Source organism: Acinetobacter sp. YH12097, from assembly GCF_013419225.1.
GTDB classification, from domain to species: domain Bacteria; phylum Pseudomonadota; class Gammaproteobacteria; order Pseudomonadales; family Moraxellaceae; genus Acinetobacter; species Acinetobacter amyesii.
The window spans coordinates 50606-68989 of sequence record NZ_VPAN01000017.1 but is presented as its reverse complement, the minus strand read 5'-3'; the positions used below and the strand labels follow the sequence as shown (position 1 = coordinate 68989).

At 41.9% G+C, this 18384-nt stretch carries 15 protein-coding genes; 5 read left to right on the top strand and 10 right to left on the bottom strand.

The annotated features are described in order from the left end of the window. Window positions 1-113 precede the first annotated feature (113 nt). Together FTU37_RS09370 and FTU37_RS09365 are read right to left on the bottom strand one after the other, a co-directional pair. Window positions 114-560 carry a hypothetical protein gene (locus FTU37_RS09370; protein ID WP_180124238.1) on the bottom strand — a complete coding sequence of 149 codons (447 nt, stop codon included), beginning with the start codon at window positions 558-560 and terminating at the stop codon, window positions 114-116. Between the two features lie 66 nt (window positions 561-626). Then, window positions 627-3521 (bottom strand): valine--tRNA ligase, encoded by a 2895-nt coding sequence (locus tag FTU37_RS09365; protein WP_180124237.1) that lies wholly within the window; start codon window positions 3519-3521, stop codon window positions 627-629. Window positions 3522-3705: 184 nt separating this feature from the next. On the opposite strand from FTU37_RS09365, the gene FTU37_RS09360 reads away from it, so the two are divergent. The 3 genes from FTU37_RS09360 to FTU37_RS09350 all read left to right on the top strand — a co-directional run bounded on the left by FTU37_RS09360 (window position 3706) and on the right by FTU37_RS09350 (window position 6319). After that, complete coding sequence (locus FTU37_RS09360; RefSeq protein ID WP_180124236.1) at window positions 3706-4377, top strand: hypothetical protein; 672 nt, start codon at window positions 3706-3708, stop codon at window positions 4375-4377. 44 nt (window positions 4378-4421) lie between these two features. Beyond that, window positions 4422-5228 carry an SDR family oxidoreductase gene (locus FTU37_RS09355; RefSeq protein ID WP_180111020.1) on the top strand — a complete coding sequence of 269 codons (807 nt, stop codon included), beginning with the start codon at window positions 4422-4424 and terminating at the stop codon, window positions 5226-5228. 74 nt (window positions 5229-5302) lie between these two features. Continuing rightward, window positions 5303-6319 (top strand): hypothetical protein, encoded by a 1017-nt coding sequence (locus tag FTU37_RS09350; protein WP_180124235.1) that lies wholly within the window; start codon window positions 5303-5305, stop codon window positions 6317-6319. A gap of 34 nt (window positions 6320-6353) precedes the next feature. On the opposite strand, the gene FTU37_RS09345 is transcribed toward FTU37_RS09350, so the two are convergent. From FTU37_RS09345 to sdsA, 8 genes are all read right to left on the bottom strand, one after another. Then, a complete protein-coding gene (locus FTU37_RS09345; RefSeq protein ID WP_180124234.1) occupies window positions 6354-6797 on the bottom strand; it encodes a YbjQ family protein in 444 nt (147 codons plus the stop codon). A gap of 3 nt (window positions 6798-6800) precedes the next feature. Continuing rightward, window positions 6801-7157, bottom strand: a complete 357-nt coding sequence (locus FTU37_RS09340) for a YbjQ family protein (protein ID WP_078192212.1) — start codon at window positions 7155-7157, stop codon at window positions 6801-6803. A 151-nt stretch (window positions 7158-7308) separates the two neighbouring features. Further along, the gene (adeK, locus tag FTU37_RS09335; protein WP_168378145.1) at window positions 7309-8763 is read right to left on the bottom strand and encodes a multidrug efflux RND transporter AdeIJK outer membrane channel subunit AdeK; all 1455 of its coding nucleotides are present in this window, start codon (window positions 8761-8763) and stop codon (window positions 7309-7311) included. Beyond that, window positions 8763-11942: an efflux RND transporter permease subunit gene (locus FTU37_RS09330; RefSeq protein ID WP_180124233.1), complete on the bottom strand. Its 3180-nt coding sequence runs from the start codon at window positions 11940-11942 to the stop codon at window positions 8763-8765. The genes adeK and FTU37_RS09330 overlap by 1 nt, the downstream gene beginning before the upstream one ends. A 12-nt stretch (window positions 11943-11954) precedes the next feature. Next, the gene (locus FTU37_RS09325; RefSeq protein ID WP_180124232.1) at window positions 11955-13220 is read right to left on the bottom strand and encodes an efflux RND transporter periplasmic adaptor subunit; all 1266 of its coding nucleotides are present in this window, start codon (window positions 13218-13220) and stop codon (window positions 11955-11957) included. A 42-nt stretch (window positions 13221-13262) separates the two neighbouring features. Further along, a complete protein-coding gene (locus tag FTU37_RS09320; RefSeq protein ID WP_180063224.1) occupies window positions 13263-13859 on the bottom strand; it encodes a phosphatase PAP2 family protein in 597 nt (198 codons plus the stop codon). A gap of 152 nt (window positions 13860-14011) precedes the next feature. Then, window positions 14012-16063, bottom strand: coding sequence for a site-specific recombinase (locus tag FTU37_RS09315; protein WP_180124231.1), 2052 nt, complete (start codon window positions 16061-16063; stop codon window positions 14012-14014). Window positions 16064-16094: 31 nt separating this feature from the next. Then, on the bottom strand, window positions 16095-17072 hold the full coding sequence (gene sdsA / locus FTU37_RS09310) for an All-trans-nonaprenyl-diphosphate synthase (protein ID WP_078191391.1): 978 nt from the start codon (window positions 17070-17072) through the stop codon (window positions 16095-16097). A gap of 459 nt (window positions 17073-17531) precedes the next feature. Between sdsA and rplU the strand changes: the two genes are divergently transcribed. Then, window positions 17532-17843, top strand: coding sequence for a 50S ribosomal protein L21 (rplU, locus tag FTU37_RS09305; RefSeq protein ID WP_078191390.1), 312 nt, complete (start codon window positions 17532-17534; stop codon window positions 17841-17843). A 19-nt stretch (window positions 17844-17862) separates the two neighbouring features. Beyond that, window positions 17863-18117, top strand: coding sequence for a 50S ribosomal protein L27 (rpmA, locus tag FTU37_RS09300; RefSeq protein ID WP_067764378.1), 255 nt, complete (start codon window positions 17863-17865; stop codon window positions 18115-18117). Window positions 18118-18384 lie beyond the last annotated feature (267 nt).

Sequence of the window (18384 nt, the reverse complement as noted above, 5' to 3'; positions counted from 1 at the left end):
TATAATCATCGAAGAATTCAAAAGGGTTTGGGTTTTAAGACACCAAATCAAATGGCCGAAGACTTTTATAAGTTGGCTGCCTAGAATCTCCCAAGGGAAAGTCTCCTGATAATTCAGCGTATATCAGAAGTAGTTTGATTCGCATGTCGAATATTACTCGTTCTCATAGCTTCAAATAAAATTATAGATGCTTCACGTTTTTCGAATTTATAGGTTAATTGCAATACTTCAGGGATATCAAGAGAAATACCATCTTCAATTTTTGAAAGATTCTCTAACTCATTCTTTAACCAGCGTTCTCTTGAACTATAATCTTTAGTACCTTTTGGATAGCGCTTTAAATCTGTTTCATATTGTGTAATGCGTCTGAGAATATTATCTTTTTCTTGTGATAGTTTTTGTTGAATATATATATCTAATTTTTCCTTTAAAGCCTTTAAAAATTGAGTTTTTCCAGATGAATTTTTACCTGTGATAATTAAATTTCTTAATTTTAATGGAATATTAATATCTTTGTTGGTGTGAGGTACTTTACCTGATATATGTTCAATATATTTCATATTCTAAATAATAAAGGGCTGAATAATCAGCCCTTTATACATTGAATTAGATTAAATTGCCAACACTTATAGTGCTGCAATCTGCTCCATATTCGCTTTAATCTTCGCTAGCTGATCAGCAAACTCAGCAAGTTTCACTTTCTCGCCTTCAACCACAGCAGCCGGTGCTTTAGCCACAAAACCTTCATTAGAAAGTTTAGTTGCAATTTGGTCATGTTGCTTTTGAACCTTGTCTAAGTCTTTTTGCAGACGGCCCAATTCCGCTTTAGGGTCAATTAAACCCTTCATTGGAACGAATACAGATACATGACCCACTACAGAAGATGAAGACAATGGCGGTTGTTCACCATCAGCAAGGAAAGTAATGCTTTCAACTTTAGCCAACGCAGTGAATAACGCTTCAATACGAGTGATCTGTGCTTTTTCAGCATCAGTGGTGTTTTGAAGTAGAACAGGCAACAAGCGAGCATTACCTAGACCCATCTCACCACGGATATTACGCACCGCACCAATCAAACCTTGCAGCCATTGCATATCTGCTTCAGCTTGTTCGTTGATTTTCGCTTCATCCGCAACAGGGTACTGAGCCAACATGATGGTTTCGCCAGAAATGTTGAGTTTCGGCGCAAGCGTTTGCCAGATTTCTTCTGTTAGGTAAGGCATCAATGGGTGAGCCAAACGTAAAGATGCTTCCATTACTGCAAGCAATACACGACGAACTTCAGCTTTACGCTCAACTGATACGTTTTCATCATTTAGAACAGGCTTCGTCAGCTCTACATACCAGTCACAGTATTCATTCCAAATGAACTCGTAAATCGCTTGTGCAGCCAAGTCTAAACGATACGTTGCAAATGCTGTTTGCACCGCTTGTTCCGCTTTTTGTAGACGGCTCACGATCCACTGTTCAGGCAATTCCCAAAGGTCTTGACGAACTTCCTGACCAATCACTTGCTCTTCGCAGTTCATCATCACGAAACGTGTTGCGTTCCAGATTTTGTTGGCAAAGTTACGGTAACCCTCAACACGCTTCATGTCGAACTTGATGTCACGACCAGTGTTCGCAAGCGCACAGAACGTGAAACGAACCGCGTCAGTACCGTAAGATTGAATACCTTCAGGGAATTCTTTACGTGTTGATTTTTCAATCTTTGCCGCTTGTTTCGGGTTCATGAGTCCTGTAGTACGTTTTTGTACTAAAGTTTCTAAATCAACACCGTCAATCAAATCTAATGGGTCAAGCACGTTGCCCTTAGATTTAGACATTTTTTGACCTTCGCCATCACGTACCAAACCGTGAACGTACACAGTTTTGAACGGAACTTGTGGTGTGCCATCTTCATTTTTCATGAAGTGCATGGTCATCATGATCATGCGGGCAACCCAGAAGAAGATGATGTCAAAACCAGTCACAAGCACATCAGTCGGGTGGAAAGTGTTTAAGAAATAGTTTTCTTTATCTTTCGCAGCGTCGCCTGTCCAACCTAAAGTTGAGAATGTCCAAAGACCTGAAGAGAACCATGTATCGAGTACATCTTCGTCTTGTTTCAATTCAACTTCAGGCGCAATGCCATTTTTCGCACGAACTTCAGCTTCGTCGCGACCGACAAATACGTTGCCTTCAGCATCGTACCAAGCTGGAATACGGTGACCCCACCATAATTGACGTGAGATACACCAGTCTTGAATGTTGTTCATCCAAGCCATGTACATGTTGCTGTATTGCTCAGGAACGAATTTAATCTCGCCATCTTTCACTGCTTTAATCGCAGGCTCAGCAAGCGGCGCAATTTTCACATACCATTGGTCAGTCAATAATGGCTCAACGATTACGCCTGAACGGTCACCGCGAGGTGGCTTAAGTGTGTACGGTTGAATTTGGTCTAACCAGCCTTCAGCTTCAGCTTGAGCAACCAATTTTTTACGTGCTTCAAAACGTTCTAAACCAATGTAGTCCGCAGGTGCAGGAATGGTTTTAGAAATTTGCTCGCCCGCTTTTGCGATGTATTCAAACTCAGCCAACACTTCAGCATTTTTGTTGAAGATATTGATGATTGGAAGTTCACAGCGTTTGCCCACTTCATAGTCATTGAAGTCGTGTGCAGGGGTGATTTTTACACAGCCTGTACCAAATTCTTTGTCTACATATTCGTCTTTAACGATCGGAACCGCACGACCTGTGATTGGTAGGATAATGTTTTGACCTACAAGTGCCGCATAGCGCTCATCATCAAGCGCAACCGCAACAGCTGTATCGCCAAGCAATGTTTCAGGACGAGTGGTCGCTACAACAATGTGGTCTTTACCGTCATGGGTACGAAGTGACTTATCTTCAAAGAAGTATTTGAAGTGCCACAGTGAACCTGCTTCTTCTTTATCAGACTCAACTTCTAAGTCAGAAAGGGCAGTTTGTAGTTTAGGGTCCCAGTTTACGAGGCGTTTACCACGGTAAATTAAGCCTTCTTCATGCAGCTTAACAAACACTTCTTTAACCGCGTTTGATAAACCTTCATCCATGGTGAAGCGTTCACGTGACCAGTCTACAGATGAGCCTAGACGACGGATTTGACGGGTAATGTTCCCGCCAGATTGTTCTTTCCATTCCCACACTTTTTCGATGAACTTTTCACGGCCAAGGTCGTGACGGCTAATGCCTTCTGCGCCCAATTGACGTTCAACAACCATTTGCGTTGCGATACCCGCATGGTCTGTACCCGGCTGCCAAAGGGTATTTTTGCCAGACATACGGTTATAACGAGTCAACGCATCCATAATGGCATTGTTGAAACCATGACCCATGTGCAAGCTACCAGTGACGTTTGGTGGCGGAATCATAATACAGAATGAATCACCTTTTTGAGATGGCTTGAAGTAGCCTCTCTCTTCCCAAGTCTTGTACCATTTTTTTTCGATCTCGGTCGGATCGTAGGTCGTAGCAATATTTTGCGCTGAATCAGTCATAGTCTAAACAGATCAAAAGTGGATAAAAAATTAGATCTATTGTAGCAAAAAAAATGGTGAATTAGGGATGTTGGGCGAATGTTAACTTTTAGGATTTGGCAGTAAATAAAAGAGTCCGTATGATAGGACCTAAGATAAGAAGTATCCATTGATCCCAAAACTAAGATAAAAGGAGCAATATCAAATGACTTATTCAATTTCTTTAAAGATTCAACCTACGACATATCAACGTTTTGAGACGATTCATCAAAAACTCAACGCGGGTGAAACAGAAAGTCAGTCCAAAGCCTTAGGGGATAATCTAGCGGATATTGCGTGTGAAATTTTAGATCAAGTTTTTGGTCAAATGGCGCGCATGAATAAGTCTGGAGACAATGAATCCGAAAAAATTATTCAGCAAATACGTGAAACGACCCGTAAATATATGCCGTGGTCGGTGTCTTTTTTCGGCAATGACCGCCTTGTACCGATGGTGAATTATTTATATGGACGTTTTTATAGCGAAGATGGTCAGCATTTTATGCATTACCCGATCGATGCCTCTTTAGCCACTGACTTGCTGGGCTATGTCAGTCAGATGAACGATGGGCAAAATCAATACGTGCCGCTCGCGTTGAAAGCATTCACGCAAGTGGTCGATGCAGGGGTGACGCATTTGGTGCGTGAACCGAAAAAAATGCTGAAATTTAATATGGTGGTGGATAAAACTTTAACCGGTGTCATCAATCTCACCACGCAACTCGGATATAAACGCTTCGATAAACTCGGCAAAATTTATGATGCACGGTCGATGAGTCAGTATTTTGACCATTTTATGGTGTTTTTGAACAATGAGCCTGTACTACATAAAGCATAAAATACATATAAATGAATAAATTAGTTATTTAAAAGGATGTCAAAATGGCAAAACGTGATGATTTGAACGGAAAAGTGGTATGGATTACTGGGGCATCTTCAGGTTTGGGTGAAGCTTTAGCAAAAGAATGTGCTTTGCAAGGGGCGCAGGTCATTTTGACCGCACGTCGTTTTGAAGAGTTGGAAAAAGTCCGGGTTTCATTATTACATCCAGATCAGCATCTTTCAGTGTGTGCAGACATTACCAATGAAGAACAAGTTCGCCACGCTTATGAACAAGTCCTTGCGAATAAAGGCCGAATTGATTGGCTAATCAATAATGCGGGATTGAGTCAGCGTGCATTGATCACGGATACGACCATGCAAACTGAACGTGCCATCATGGAAGTAGATTATTTTTCTCAAGTCTATTTGACTAAAACCGTTTTACCGACTTTTTTAGCGCAAAAGTCGGGTCGAATTGCTTTTGTTTCAAGTGTTGCAGGCTTATTAGGGACACAGTACCGCGCGACCTATTCTGCTGCAAAAGCTGCCATTCATATGTGGGCGAACAGTCTACGTGCAGAAGTGGCAGATCAAGGGGTGGGCGTATCGGTGATTTTCCCCGGATTTGTCAAAACCAATGTTTCATTTAATGCACTCAATGGTGCAGGCAAGCCACAAGGGCATCAGGATGAAGCCATTGAAAATGGTCTAGAAGCCAATCAGTTTGCCGAAACAGTAGTGCAATCTTTGCAACGTGGGGAAGAATACATCGTGGTGGGTGGTTCTAAAGAAAAGCTCGGTGTTTGGGTATCACGTTTATCACCGACAACGTTGTATAAAATGATTCGTAAAACCAAAGTGAAGTAAGTTTTATCAAGTTTAAATTGTTTAAAAGTCACTCTTAAGAGTGACTTTTTTAATGAGTATCGAGATTATAAGAAATGAAAAAGAATAATTTTAACAAATGGGGAATAGCCATCATTTTGTGCGCAATCATTGGCGCAATCGGTACAGTGGCTTATTTTTATTTTAAACAGAAAGCTCAAAAAATTGAGCACAACTCAACACTCGAAAAGCCTGAAAAAGAAATAGGAACTGTATCAGAACCAGTTACTGAATCTGTTGAGATTGAACCTAAAGTTGAAGTGGCGAGTGCAGAAGTTGTTATGCGAGGACCAAATGAGGGCTGGTTACCGATCGAAGAACTGTTTGATGAAAAAGGATTATTGAAGTCTGAGTATTACAGTCAAAATCCTCAAGATTCAGATGTTGATAAATTACCTTATGGCTCGAATAAAATTGGTGATTTTAAATGGCGAGCTGAATTTCATCCTGTTGATGATTTTAAAGGCGATCAGGCTAGATTCAAAGATCAATGTTTTGGATATTGTGTTTTAGTGAAAGGTAAGTTGCTGACCAGTGTTGAATCGACTGTCTTTACGGGAGCATTTATTGCGAAAGATCATTTGATCGAAGTGATTGCACATAAGGGGAGTGGCGCATATATGCCTGTCAACTATAGCTTTATCAAAATCGATAAAGCTGGTAATGCAGAGTTAATCTCAGATGATCATCATTCTTACAAAGATCAATTGGCTCGTATCAATCATTCGGGACTCGAGATTGACTTAAAACCATTTAGAAAACTTCAATATTTTCTTCTAATGAATGAAAATGGTTTAAATGTGTCGATGCAAAAACCCAATAAGGTGGATGTCGAACCGACTCAGTGTAAAGAGTATTACGAAGGAACATTAGAGGCATGTCCAACTTTATATGGATGTAAAGCTGACATTGTGGTGCAAGATCTGGCACGTGCTTATGCTGGAGATGTTGCATTTAGTTATCATGATCCAAATATTGATGAAAAGAAATTTAATGAGGTTTGCTTTAAAGTTTGTCGCAATGAAAATGTGAGTTATGAAGAGTTTGAAAACACATTGTGTAAAGTAAATTAAATAGTAAAAAATGAATTGGGGAGAAGTAGAGAGATCAGATGTCTCTCTTTTGAATAGCAGTTCCATACGCAAAGACTTCGACCATGCCGCCTTGCATACCCAGCTCAGTGGTGCTTAAACGCAGGCCCATAATTTGCGTTGCGCCCATCTTTTCAGCTTCTTGCTTTAAACGCACCACGGCTTCACGACGCGCCCGATCGACGATGCTTTCATAACTAGTCAAACGTCCGCCAAAAAAGTTCTGAATATTGGCAATCACATATTTAAAATAATCATGTGAAATCACTACATTACTTGAAATCAGTTGTCCGAAATGTTCAGTAGTTTTAAAGCGGTTGTTGTCTATGCGAATATGCGCCAATCGCCTTTCTTGAGCTTCGAGTTCTTTGAGATGCTTTTGTTCGATATGGCGACCGAAGCTCCAACCAATACAAAAGAGCACCACAAAGATCAGGACTTTAAAAATAAAGGCATCCATGACTTAGTCCTGAGTTGGAAATGGGTCTGGGAGTTTTGCTGAGTTGGCTTCTACGCGAACAGCCGTGCCATACACAAATAATTCAGAGGCGCCTTGAGCAATATTTGAGGTTGAAAAACGGATGCCGACGACAGCATTCGCGCCTAAGGCACGTGCTTTATCAATCATACGGCTCATAGCTTCTTGACGGGATTCTTCGAGTAGTTCTGTATAACCTTTGAGCTCACCACCCACAATATTTTTTAGGCCAGCCATAAAGTCACGACCAACATGTTTACTGCGGACAGTACTGCCATAAACGACATCAAGTTGTTGTGTAATGGTATGACCCGGAACAGATTCAAGATTACTTAAAAGCATTTTTTAGTTATCAATATAAAAAGGTGAATTGAAGATAGGAAACTCTTCAACAAAAAGCAATATGTTCATTTTTATTTTGAGGCTTCGATCTAAAAATGAAAAAGCCCACCGAAGTGAGCTTTTCAAATATTACGGGCTAGGCTAAATCAAATTATTGTTTTGATGCCGCTTTACGTTCAGCAGTAGAAGGCTGGTATTGTACAGCATCAGAAGTGTTGGCTTTGATACCACCACCAAGCGTTTTATACAATTCAACTTGGTTGTTGAGATTTGCTTGTTCAAGCAACAACAAACCTTGCTCAGCTGCATAAGATGCACGCTGCGCATCCAGTACAGTTAAGTAGCTATCAATACCAGCACGGAAGCGAGCATTTGACAGTTTGTAGGTTGTATTGGTTGCATCAACTAAACGGCGCTGTGCTGCAATACGGTCACCAATGTTTTGGCGAACTGCAAGCGCATCATTCACTTCACGGAAAGCTGACTGAACTGATTTTTCATAATCAGACAATGCAATTTTCTGGTCAGTTTCAGAAACTTTAATATTGGCCTGACGTGTACCCCAGTCGAAGATTGGAATATCTAGGCTAGGACCAGCAGACCATACAAAGTTGCCTGATTTAAATAGATCACCTAAGTCCGTTGAAGCATAACCCGCAGAACCTGTCAGACTAATCGTAGGGAACAGACGTGCTTTAGCTGCACCAATGTTCGCACCAGCAGCAGACAGTTTGTATTCAGCTGCACGGACATCTGGACGGTTGTTTAACAAGTCACTTGGAATACCTGAACCAATGGTATTGGTCGAAGTAATTCGATTGACACGTTGGTTCGGCAGCAAGTTCGCAGGCACTTGTTGACCCACTAATAGATTCAATAAGTTTTGTGCTTGAGCAATTTGAGTCTTGTAGTTCGCAACATCATTACGTGCAGTTTCTACAGAAATTTGAGCCTGACGAACAGGAACTTCACTGTCGATACCTACATCAAAACGCTTTTTGTTGAGATTATAAGATTCAAGCTGAGCCTTTAAGGTTTGATCCGCAAGCTTCAAGTTTGAGTTGGCATACGCATAGTTTAACCATGCTTGAGCCACTTGACCCACGAGCGCAATTTGCGTTGCATCACGGGCACTTGCAGTTGCAAGGTAACTATCTAAGGCGTTGTCTTTTAAACTACGTACACGACCCCAAAAATCAAGTTCATAGGCAGTGACACCTAAACCGACATTATAAGAGGTGATAGGCTTTTGCGTATTCAACGTGTCTTGACGAAGTACGCTACCACTTGCACCAATGGTTGGTAATTGACCATTGGCAGTGATTTGATACTGTTGTTGTGCACGTTCAATATTTAAAGCAGCCGTACGTAGGTCACGGTTATTGGCTAAAGCTAAGTCAAGAACTTGTACCAGACGTTGGTCAGCAAAGAAATCTTTATATCCTTGCTCAGCCACAGAAGTGCCAGAAGCACTTGCTGTGTAGCTTTCGGGGATATTGGTCTGAACAACCGGCTCTGGACCACGCATGCTTTGGCAGGCAGCCAAAGCAAGCGCAAGTGAAGAAACCGCAATGCTACGACCTGCAATAGACCATACATTTTGCATCACGATAAATGCTCCTGATTATTTTGTTGTTTTGGTTTGTACTTAAAGATACTTCGGATCCATACGTAGAACACAGGAATAAAGAAGATACCAAGTAGGGTAGAACTGATTACGCCACCCAATACACCATAACCTACAGAGTGCTGACTACCTGCACCTGCACCCGAAGAAAGGGCAAGCGGAAGTACACCAAAACCAAAGGCTAAAGTGGTCATGATAATTGGACGTAGACGCATTTTAGCGGCATGCAAAGTTGCGTCAAACAGATCTTCACCTTTTTCTTGAAGTTCTTTGGCAAATTCTACGATCAAGATCGCATTCTTCGCGGACAAACCAATGACGGCAATAATAGCCACCTGGAAGTAAATGTTATTCGCCAAGTTTGGATTTTTGAAGAACACCATTCCAAGGAAAGTCAGTAATAACGCACCCAGTACACCTAATGGTACAACCAGTAATACTGAGAACGGAATAGACCAGCTTTCATATAAGGCAGCAAGACATAGGAAGACGATTAACAATGAAAGTGCGTATAGGAATGGTGCTTGTGCGCCAGACTCACGTTCTTCTAGAGATAAACCTGTCCATTCATAGTCAAAGCCTTGAACGCCCATCGAAGGAAGTTTTTGTACAATTTCTTCCATCGCTTTCATCGCGTCGCCCGAACTTACACCCACACCCGGTGAACCTTGAATGTTCACAGATGCGATACCGTTATAACGTTCAAGACGTGGTGAACCATAAGTCCATTCGCCAGTAGCGAAGGTCGAGAATGGAACCATTGTGCCTTGGTTGTTACGAACATACCACTGGCTCAGGTCTTCAGGCATCATACGTGCCGCAGCTTCACCCTGTACATAGACTTTCTTCACACGACCACGGTCAACGAAGTCGTTGATGTAAGAACCACCCCATGCCATACTCATTGTGGTATTGATTTCAGCAATGCTGACACCCATAGCACCGGCTTGAGCTTGGTCAATCGTGATTTTGTATTGTGGCGTATCTTCTTGGCCGTTAGGACGAACACCCATGAGGCGTTTATCTTGAGCAGCCATACCGAGCACCATATTACGGGCATCGATAAGTTGTTGATGGGTTTGACCTGCAGAAGCTTTTAACTGCAAGTTGAAGCCGGCAGTTACACCCAATTCAGGCATTGCTGGTAATTGGATTGGCATGATGTATGAAGCATCCTTCACGATCATGTTCAATGCCATACCACGTTGAATGATCGCACCCACTTGAGATTCAGGTGATGTACGATCTTCCCAATCTTTTAACTTGACGAAAGCAAGACCTGCGTTTTGACCCACACCTGTGAACGAGAAGCCGGCAACACTGAATACAGAATCGACATATTTTTCTTCGTTTTTCAGGAAGTAATCGGTCATTGCAGTGACAGTTTTGTCCGTACGCTCAAGTGAGGCATTCGGTGGTAACTGTACCAGTGTCATTACAACACCTTGGTCTTCTTCAGGTAAGAATGATGATGGTAACTTTTGGAATAAAAGCACTAATAAGCCGATTACAACTGCATAAATCACACCAGAGAAAATCTTGTGGTGTGTCATGAAGTTCACGCCGCCTTGGTATTTATGCGCAACTTTATCAAAAGAGCTGTTAAACCAACGGAAGAAACGGGCAAAGATATTGTTGCTTTCTGGTTTGTTTGGATCATGTTGTTTCAACATGGTCGCACATAGGGCAGGGGTAAAGGTCAATGCTACAATCAATGACAGAATCATTGCTGTTACCAGCGTGATTGAGAACTGACGATAAATTACACCTGTCGTACCACCGAAGAATGCCATCGGCACGAATACAGCGGTTAACACAGAGGTAATACCGATTAAGGCACCCGAGATCTGTTTCATTGAGATTTCAGTTGCAGTCACGGGGTCAAGATGATCTTCAACCATGACACGTTCAACGTTCTCTACGACAACAATCGCATCATCCACGAGGAGACCAATCGCCAGTACCATCGCGAACATGGTGAGTGTGTTGATCGAGAAACCAAACATGTTAATGACAGCAAAAGTACCCAATACCACTACAGGTACAGCCAATGTCGGAATAATCGTTGCGCGCCAGTTCTGTAAGAATAAGAACATCACAAAGAATACAAGAATCACGGCTTCTACAAGGGTATGTACAACACTTTCAATCGATAACTTAATGAATGGAGTCGTATCAAATGCAAGCGTGTCTTTTAAACCTTCAGGGTAGTTTGGACGTAGTTCTTTTAAACGTGCTTCAACAGCTTCGGCTGTATCTAATGCGTTTGCACCAGTTGCTAGTTTGATCGCTACACCACCAGCAGGTTTGTTGTTGAACTTAGAGTCGAACTGATAGTTGTCAGCACCTAATTCAACACGTGCAACATCACCTAAACGTACTTGAGCACCATTGATACTATTACGCAGGAAAATGTTTTTAAACTGCTCTGGTGTTTGCAACAAACTTTGTGCTGTAACTGTCGCGTTCAGTACTTGACCTTCAGTTGCAGGCGCACCGCCTAACTGACCAACAGCAACCTGAGCATTCTGTGTACGGATAGCCGCAGCCACATCACTCGGTGTAACTTTCAGGTTTGCCATTTTGGCTGGATCTAGCCAAATACGCATCGCATAAGAACCACCAAATACTTGGACTTCACCTACACCTGCCACACGGCTGAGAGGTTCAGAAATATTCGAGTTTACATAGTCCTTAATGTCGTCCGCAGTCAACTTGCCCGACGGTGAGTGGAATGCTACAACTTGTAGGAAGCTTGCGCCAGATTTGGTGACTTTTACACCTTGACGCTGTACATCTTCAGGTAATAGCGCTGTCGCAGACTGGAGTTTGTTTTGGACTTGAACTTGGGCGATATCTGGATCGATCCCTTGTTCAAAGTTCAATGTAATAGATGCCTGACCGTTCCCCGCACTGTTTGACGAAATATAACGTAAGCCATCCAAACCATTCATTTGTTGTTCAATGATTTGGGTTACGGTGTTTTCAACTGTTTCTGCAGATGCACCAGGGTAAGTCGCAGAGATTGAAACCGTTGGCGGCGCAATGGTCGGATACTGTGCAATTGGCATATTTGATAGCGTGAGTACACCCGCCAACATAATCACCAATGCAATCACCCATGCAAAAATGGGGCGGTGAATAAAGAATTGAGCCATTCAGTCTACTCCCTATGCGTTTGAAGTAGCTTTTTGTTCAGATTTAGGTGCTGCTTGTTCTGCAACTTTAGCATCTGGCTTTGTTGCAGTAGGTTGTTGCGCACCTTGAGGTGCAGCAGCCTGAGGCTGATATGGTTTGGCTACAACTTGTTGCTCTGGCTTAACTTTCGCAATACCGTCAACAATCACTTTATCGCCAGTGTTTAAGCCTTGAGTAACGATCCAGTTTGCACCTTGAGTACCGACTGTTGTTACAGGACGAGATTCAACAGCACCTTTTGCATTCACAATCATTGCAATCGCTTGACCAGTAGGGGTACGCGTAATGGCAGCTTGTGGAATCAGGTAAGCATTTGGAATCACACCTTGAACGATGCGAGCATTGGCAAACATACCCGGAAGTAATAAATGATTCGGGTTAGAAAAAACAGCACGAAGTGTAACCGTACCTGTATCTGGGTTTACACTTGCATCAGAAAATGCTAAACGACCTTCAATCGGGTATTCACTACCATCTTCAAGACGTAATTTCACTTTGGTGTTATTACTGCTGTCCAAGTTGCCTTGGCTTAATTGTTGACGTAAGCGAAGAAGTTCAGCACTTGATTGGTTTATGTCAACGTACATTGGATCAAGACGTTGAATTGTGACTAATGGATCAGCTTGAGATGCAGTAACTAATGCACCAGCAGTCACTGTTGAACGGTTAGTTTGACCCGAAATTGGCGCACGTACAGTTGAATAACCTAAGTTAATTTCAGCATTTTTAAGTTCTGCCTGAGATGCAGCAACGTCTGCTTCAGCCAGTTTAACTTGCGCAACAATATCGTCGTATTCTTGTTTTGAAATCGCATTTGAGCCAACAAGCTGACGGTAACGACCTTCTTTAACACGTAACACGCCTAAATTTGCTTGTTGACGTGTTAAAGCAGCACGAGCACTGTCAGCTGAAGCACGGTTTGTACGCGAGTCTATCTCGTACAAGGCTTGTCCTTCGCGAACATAGCTGCCTTCTGCAAATAGACGTTTCAGTACTACACCACTGGTTTGTGGACGTACTTCTGAAATTTCATAGGCAGATGTACGGCCAGAAAGTTCAACAGATTGTTCAACGCTTTGCGGTTGGGCAACAATGACACCGACTTCAGTTGGTGGCATTTGCTGTGCAGCAGCAGCTTGCTGTGCATTTTTAGGATCTTTGCTACAACCAACAAGTGCAATACTTGTTGCCAATGCGCAAGCAGTCAGGGCGGGAGCCCAAAGCTTTGCAGACATCATTGTTCCACCTCAATTAGATATTTATCTAAATTATTCATTTGTTTACGCTTTACTGATTTTGATGTAACTCAAATAAAGTAGCGCGATCCAAATAAAACTTATGCTCCAACCGGATAAGACATCTGTCGGAAAATGAACCCCAACATATACTCGCGAAACACCCATACACAGCATCCATAACAATGCCAAAATGGTGATCAAGCGATGTTGAGCATGTTGTCGGCAAATCAAGATCATCAGACACGCAAGCGATGCAGCATAACAACTGTGTGCGCTTGGGAATGAACTCCCGTAAGACGCTACAAGATGGTACATTTCTGGGGGGCGCGGTCTGGTGAACGTAAATTTAAGCAACCATGCAAGGCCGATACTTCCAAAGATCCCTATACTGATAAAAACAATCTCTGTGTATTTTTTATACCACGCAAAGTGTAAACACCATAGCGTGGTGAAAAATAATACAAAAGGCATGCCGCCTAGCGCGGAAAGTCCGATGGCAATTTGATTAAAAACAGCAATACGGTGCTGACTCATCCATTCCACGATATTTAAATCTAATAGATTTAAATAGGTGGGATAAAGCGACAACACACTGATAATTAATGCAAAAAAACCAACAAACAGTAGCGTTCGTGGCATATTTTATTCCTTGTCATTTTAACCGGTTTGAGCTCGGTTAATTAATGGACTAAAGTGTACTCATCAGTACACTTTATTTCAAGTCTGTGTAAATCATACTGATTTTATTTTTTGTGTTCATTTACATCTTACTAAAATAAAACACAAATCTGCTAATGATTGTTCTTACTGGCTTGTGTGCCATCTTCAACTTCAAGTGGGGCTTTTGGTGGCCAGAAAAAGTCACTTGGTCGCGTTAGAAAATGAGTCATCACCAATTTAGCCAGTGGTTTCCATTGTTCAAATCTTACGCGACGTGCCCGTAGTGCCACAATAATGGTTAACGTGAAACTGACGAATAAGTTAGTCAGACCGATCAGAATAACTCCTAAGAATGACACAATGATTAAGCCAATGTCTGGTGAACCATTAATATTGATGAGGCCTTGAATGAAGTTGGCCGAGGCGAAGGCGATATGGCGAATATCTAAAGGTAAACCTAAGATATAACCAATTGTGCCCATACTACCCAGCATGATCCCGAATAAGAAGTTACCCGCCAAAGCACCTAAGTTTCGTTCAATGTAAGCGGCAAACTTATCCAGTCTGTCTTGACCCATGATGCGTTTTAACTTTGGATGCGCTTGAATTCGTGGTCCAACTTTGCGATAGACCGCCATGTTGTCAAAGTAACCGGCAATCAAACCCGATAAAAACAAACATACCCCAGCAATCGCAGCATGTGGGACAGCGAGAGAAGTGAATGGGTTAAGGTCGTGTAATGTTTTGGCTGCTTTTGCATGATTCATTAAAGGTTCATGTAAAGCCATGTCCCAACTGAGGGCAATCAGCGCTGCAACAGGAATCGCAATACTGATGTTGCCTAAAATTGCAATAAACTGGGTGCGGATAATATTAATAATCAGCGCGGCAAGTTCGGCAATCTGAGCCATTTTCGAGCCTTTACGATGCTGAACCGTTGAGGCAAGTGCGGCAGCTGTCATCGCAGGCTGTTTGGTAGCAACCGTAAAATGTAAGACATGAATCAGCATAAAGCCGAAAGAGTAGTTCAGACTATATGAAATGGCTTGCATGAGCGGTGCCATGGTGACACGGGTCATCAGCACTTTTAGTGTTGCCATACATGCAATGATCACGCCGGCACCTGCCGCAGATCGGTACATGCTCATAAAGCTTTGTTTGTCCGTACTTACATAGTGTTCGCCAGTTTTACTTGCATTTTCGGTGACTTGTAGGGCAACCAATTCACTATTGGTGGCAAGTAAATCGCGCACGCTACGCTCGCTATAAATCGCTGAAGTCACATCACTGAGTAAACTGCCCATAGACACATAGCGGACGTCATCTTCTTCAACAATCAGGTTGAGTAAGATTTCTAAGCGATCTAAACACTGTTCTAAAAGTGATAATAAGTAAGTCAGACTGACACTTACACCAATACGTTTGGTCGCACGGCGAATCTTCAGGACCACATCACGACATTGTTCCAGCATCACCAACGCTTGAGAAGCATCCGGCGGTAGCACGGCACTCATTTCTTCAGCACTTTGATGGAGCTTTTTATACTGTTGAATAAAATCGTTTATTTCACGGTTTTGCACCAAAAAAGGCGATTCATATTCGGTCAGTTCAGGCTGCGCATTAATAAATTCAGGATATAAGCCAATACCACTCACCCGATAAGACAAAACGGTAATGGCCTTAATTAATTCACGGCGAATTTTCTTTTTTTCTTCCTGATTGCTATGACCTTGGTTAAACAATCGAAAGAGCTGCATCCATTGCTGATCATCAATACTGTCGAGCCAATATTTGTCGTTATGACGATAAAAAACTCGACGGACTAAATCTTGTAGTTGAGTTTCGTCATTGATCAGGGGAAGAAAATGTGCGCCAAGACGTTGGAACAGTTGTCCCCAAAAACCATCGAGAGACAAAATACCCGTGTCCGCATATAAACTGGTTTGTTTATATCGGCTAATGAGTTTTAGAACAAAGCTTTGCAGGGTAGAGGCTGCATCTGGCGTGATGAGTAAAGCTTGGATGAAAGCCTGAAATTTTTTCTTAATTTCGTCGGTATTTTTTGTATCTTCTGGTCGAATTCGGTTGACCAATTCGATCAGCAAGTTTTCATCCAGCACAGCCCGAGGGGTATCGAGCTGTTGCTGCATGGTCAAAAAGATATCATTCAGTTTTATATGCATAGGCAAGGGGAATTACGATGAATATTGTTAATTATTGAATTCGGTGTAATGCCAAGTTTGCGAGGTTGATTAAAGCTTGACGATATTCAGTATCTGGTAGTGCTGCTAAAGCGGCTAGTGCTGCTTCAGTTTCTTCAGTCGCACGTTGGCTACAATAATCAAGAGCCCCAGAGCTTTGTACAATCTGAATTACACGCTCTAAATCTGCCGTACCACCTGTGGCAATACTGCGGCGAATAATGTCATGTTCTTCGCCAGTGGTATTCTTTAAGGCAGAGATTAAAGGTAAAGTTGGTTTACCTTCCATCAAATCATCGCCAATATTTTTACCTAATGTTTCAGCATCTGAGGTGTAATCTAAAATATCGTCAATAATTTGAAAGGCATTTCCAAAGTGTCCGGCAAATTTTCTAAGCGGTTCACGGTACTCTGGTGTACCAGTCAGAATTGCGGCACCTTCGGTAGCGAGCTCAAATAAACGCGAAGTTTTACCGTGAATAATATCTAAATAAGTTTGTTCAGTAGTTTCGGGTTGGTGCTGTGATTGAAGTTGTAAAACTTCACCTTCAGCAATTTCACAGGTACCCGTTGAAAAGTCTTTGAGTAATACCTTGCTGTCTAGATCCACCAATAAATCAAAAGCACGAGAAATTAGAAAATCACCCACTAGTACGGCAGTTTGATTATTCCATGTCGCATTTGCGGTTGGGCGACCACGGCGTAAACCCGATTCATCTACTACGTCGTCATGTACCAAGGTTGCGGTATGTAGCATTTCAATAATTGCTGCAAGTTTACGGTGTTTTTCTAAATCTTCTGCACCACAAGCTTTTGCTGCAAGTAGGCACATAATGGGACGCATGCGTTTACCGCCTGCTTCAACCACATGTTTACTGACTGCCATGACTAAGGCAACTTTAGATGTGATCCCTTCATTAATAAATTTGTCCATCGCAGCAAAGTCAGTGGCAACAGGCGCGAGAATATCTTGCTTAAAGTCGATGGTCATATGAAGAGAAACCTCAATAATTTTTGAATTACAGACGTAGTGTAGCAATTTGTTATATGAATAACAGATAAGAACTTACTCAATTGACTTAATCTTAAGTGATTTTTTTCATCAAGCGGAAGTATTGTACTTATTTTTTAACAGACTTTTATCTTTAGCATGTTGTTTGAACAGCATGTTGTTGATGTCAGTCCAGTGTATATTAGCGAATTGTTTCTAAAAATCTATGTCAAACCTTGCCAAAAGCATGATAAGTGAAATAGAGCACTCATTTTAATGTTTTTAATGACACTGTTTATATAATAAACGCATACTCATCTAATATTTTACGGAAATGACTTGTTGTTTTTCGGGTTATCCCTTAAAATCTTTGCCTTTGCAAAACCCCAGTGACGATCGTTTTAAGATCGGTATATCCCTTTACCGGCACGACAACACGGGCATGTTTGGAGTACTTAAATGTACGCAGTAATCCAAAGCGGTGGTAAACAACACCGTGTAGTTGAGGGTGAAACCCTTAAAGTAGAATTATTGAAAGCTGAAACTGGCTCAACTGTTACTTTTGATGACGTGTTGATGCTTGTTAACGGTGACAGCATTCAAATTGGTGCACCAGTAGTAGCTGGCGCTAAAGTAACTGCTGAAGTAGTTAGCCATGGTCGTCACGACAAAATCCGCATCATCAAAATGCGTCGTCGTAAACACTATCGTAAACAACAAGGTCACCGTCAATGGTTCACTGAGTTGAAAATTACAGCTATTTCAGGCTAATTACGAGGAGTAAGTAGACATGGCAACTAAAAAAGCCGGTGGTTCGACTAAAAACGGTCGTGACTCGAACCCAAAAATGTTGGGTGTTAAAATCTACGGCGGTCAATCTGTGACTGCTGGTAACATCATCGTTCGTCAACGTGGTACTGAATTCCACGCTGGTGTAAATGTAGGTATGGGCCGTGACCATACTTTATTTGCAACTGCTGACGGCGTTGTGAAATTCGAAGTGAAAGGCCAATTCGGTCGTCGCTACGTATCTGTTGAAGCGTAAGCTTTAATAGAAAAAAACCCGCATTTTTGTGGGTTTTTTTTTCGTCCGAAGAATATGTGAGGTATTTTTTTAGATTGTTACAAACGATGTATAAATCAATAAATCACAGAATATAAAAAGCGTAATAGAGGAGTACAAATACAAAAAAAGGATAAGGACATGAATAAAATATTGAATACAGTTTTTATCAATGCTGACTATCAGAAAAGGAATTGTCCTGATAAAAGCCAATAAATTGCATTTGAAAAGACACTAGGACTTGGTGAA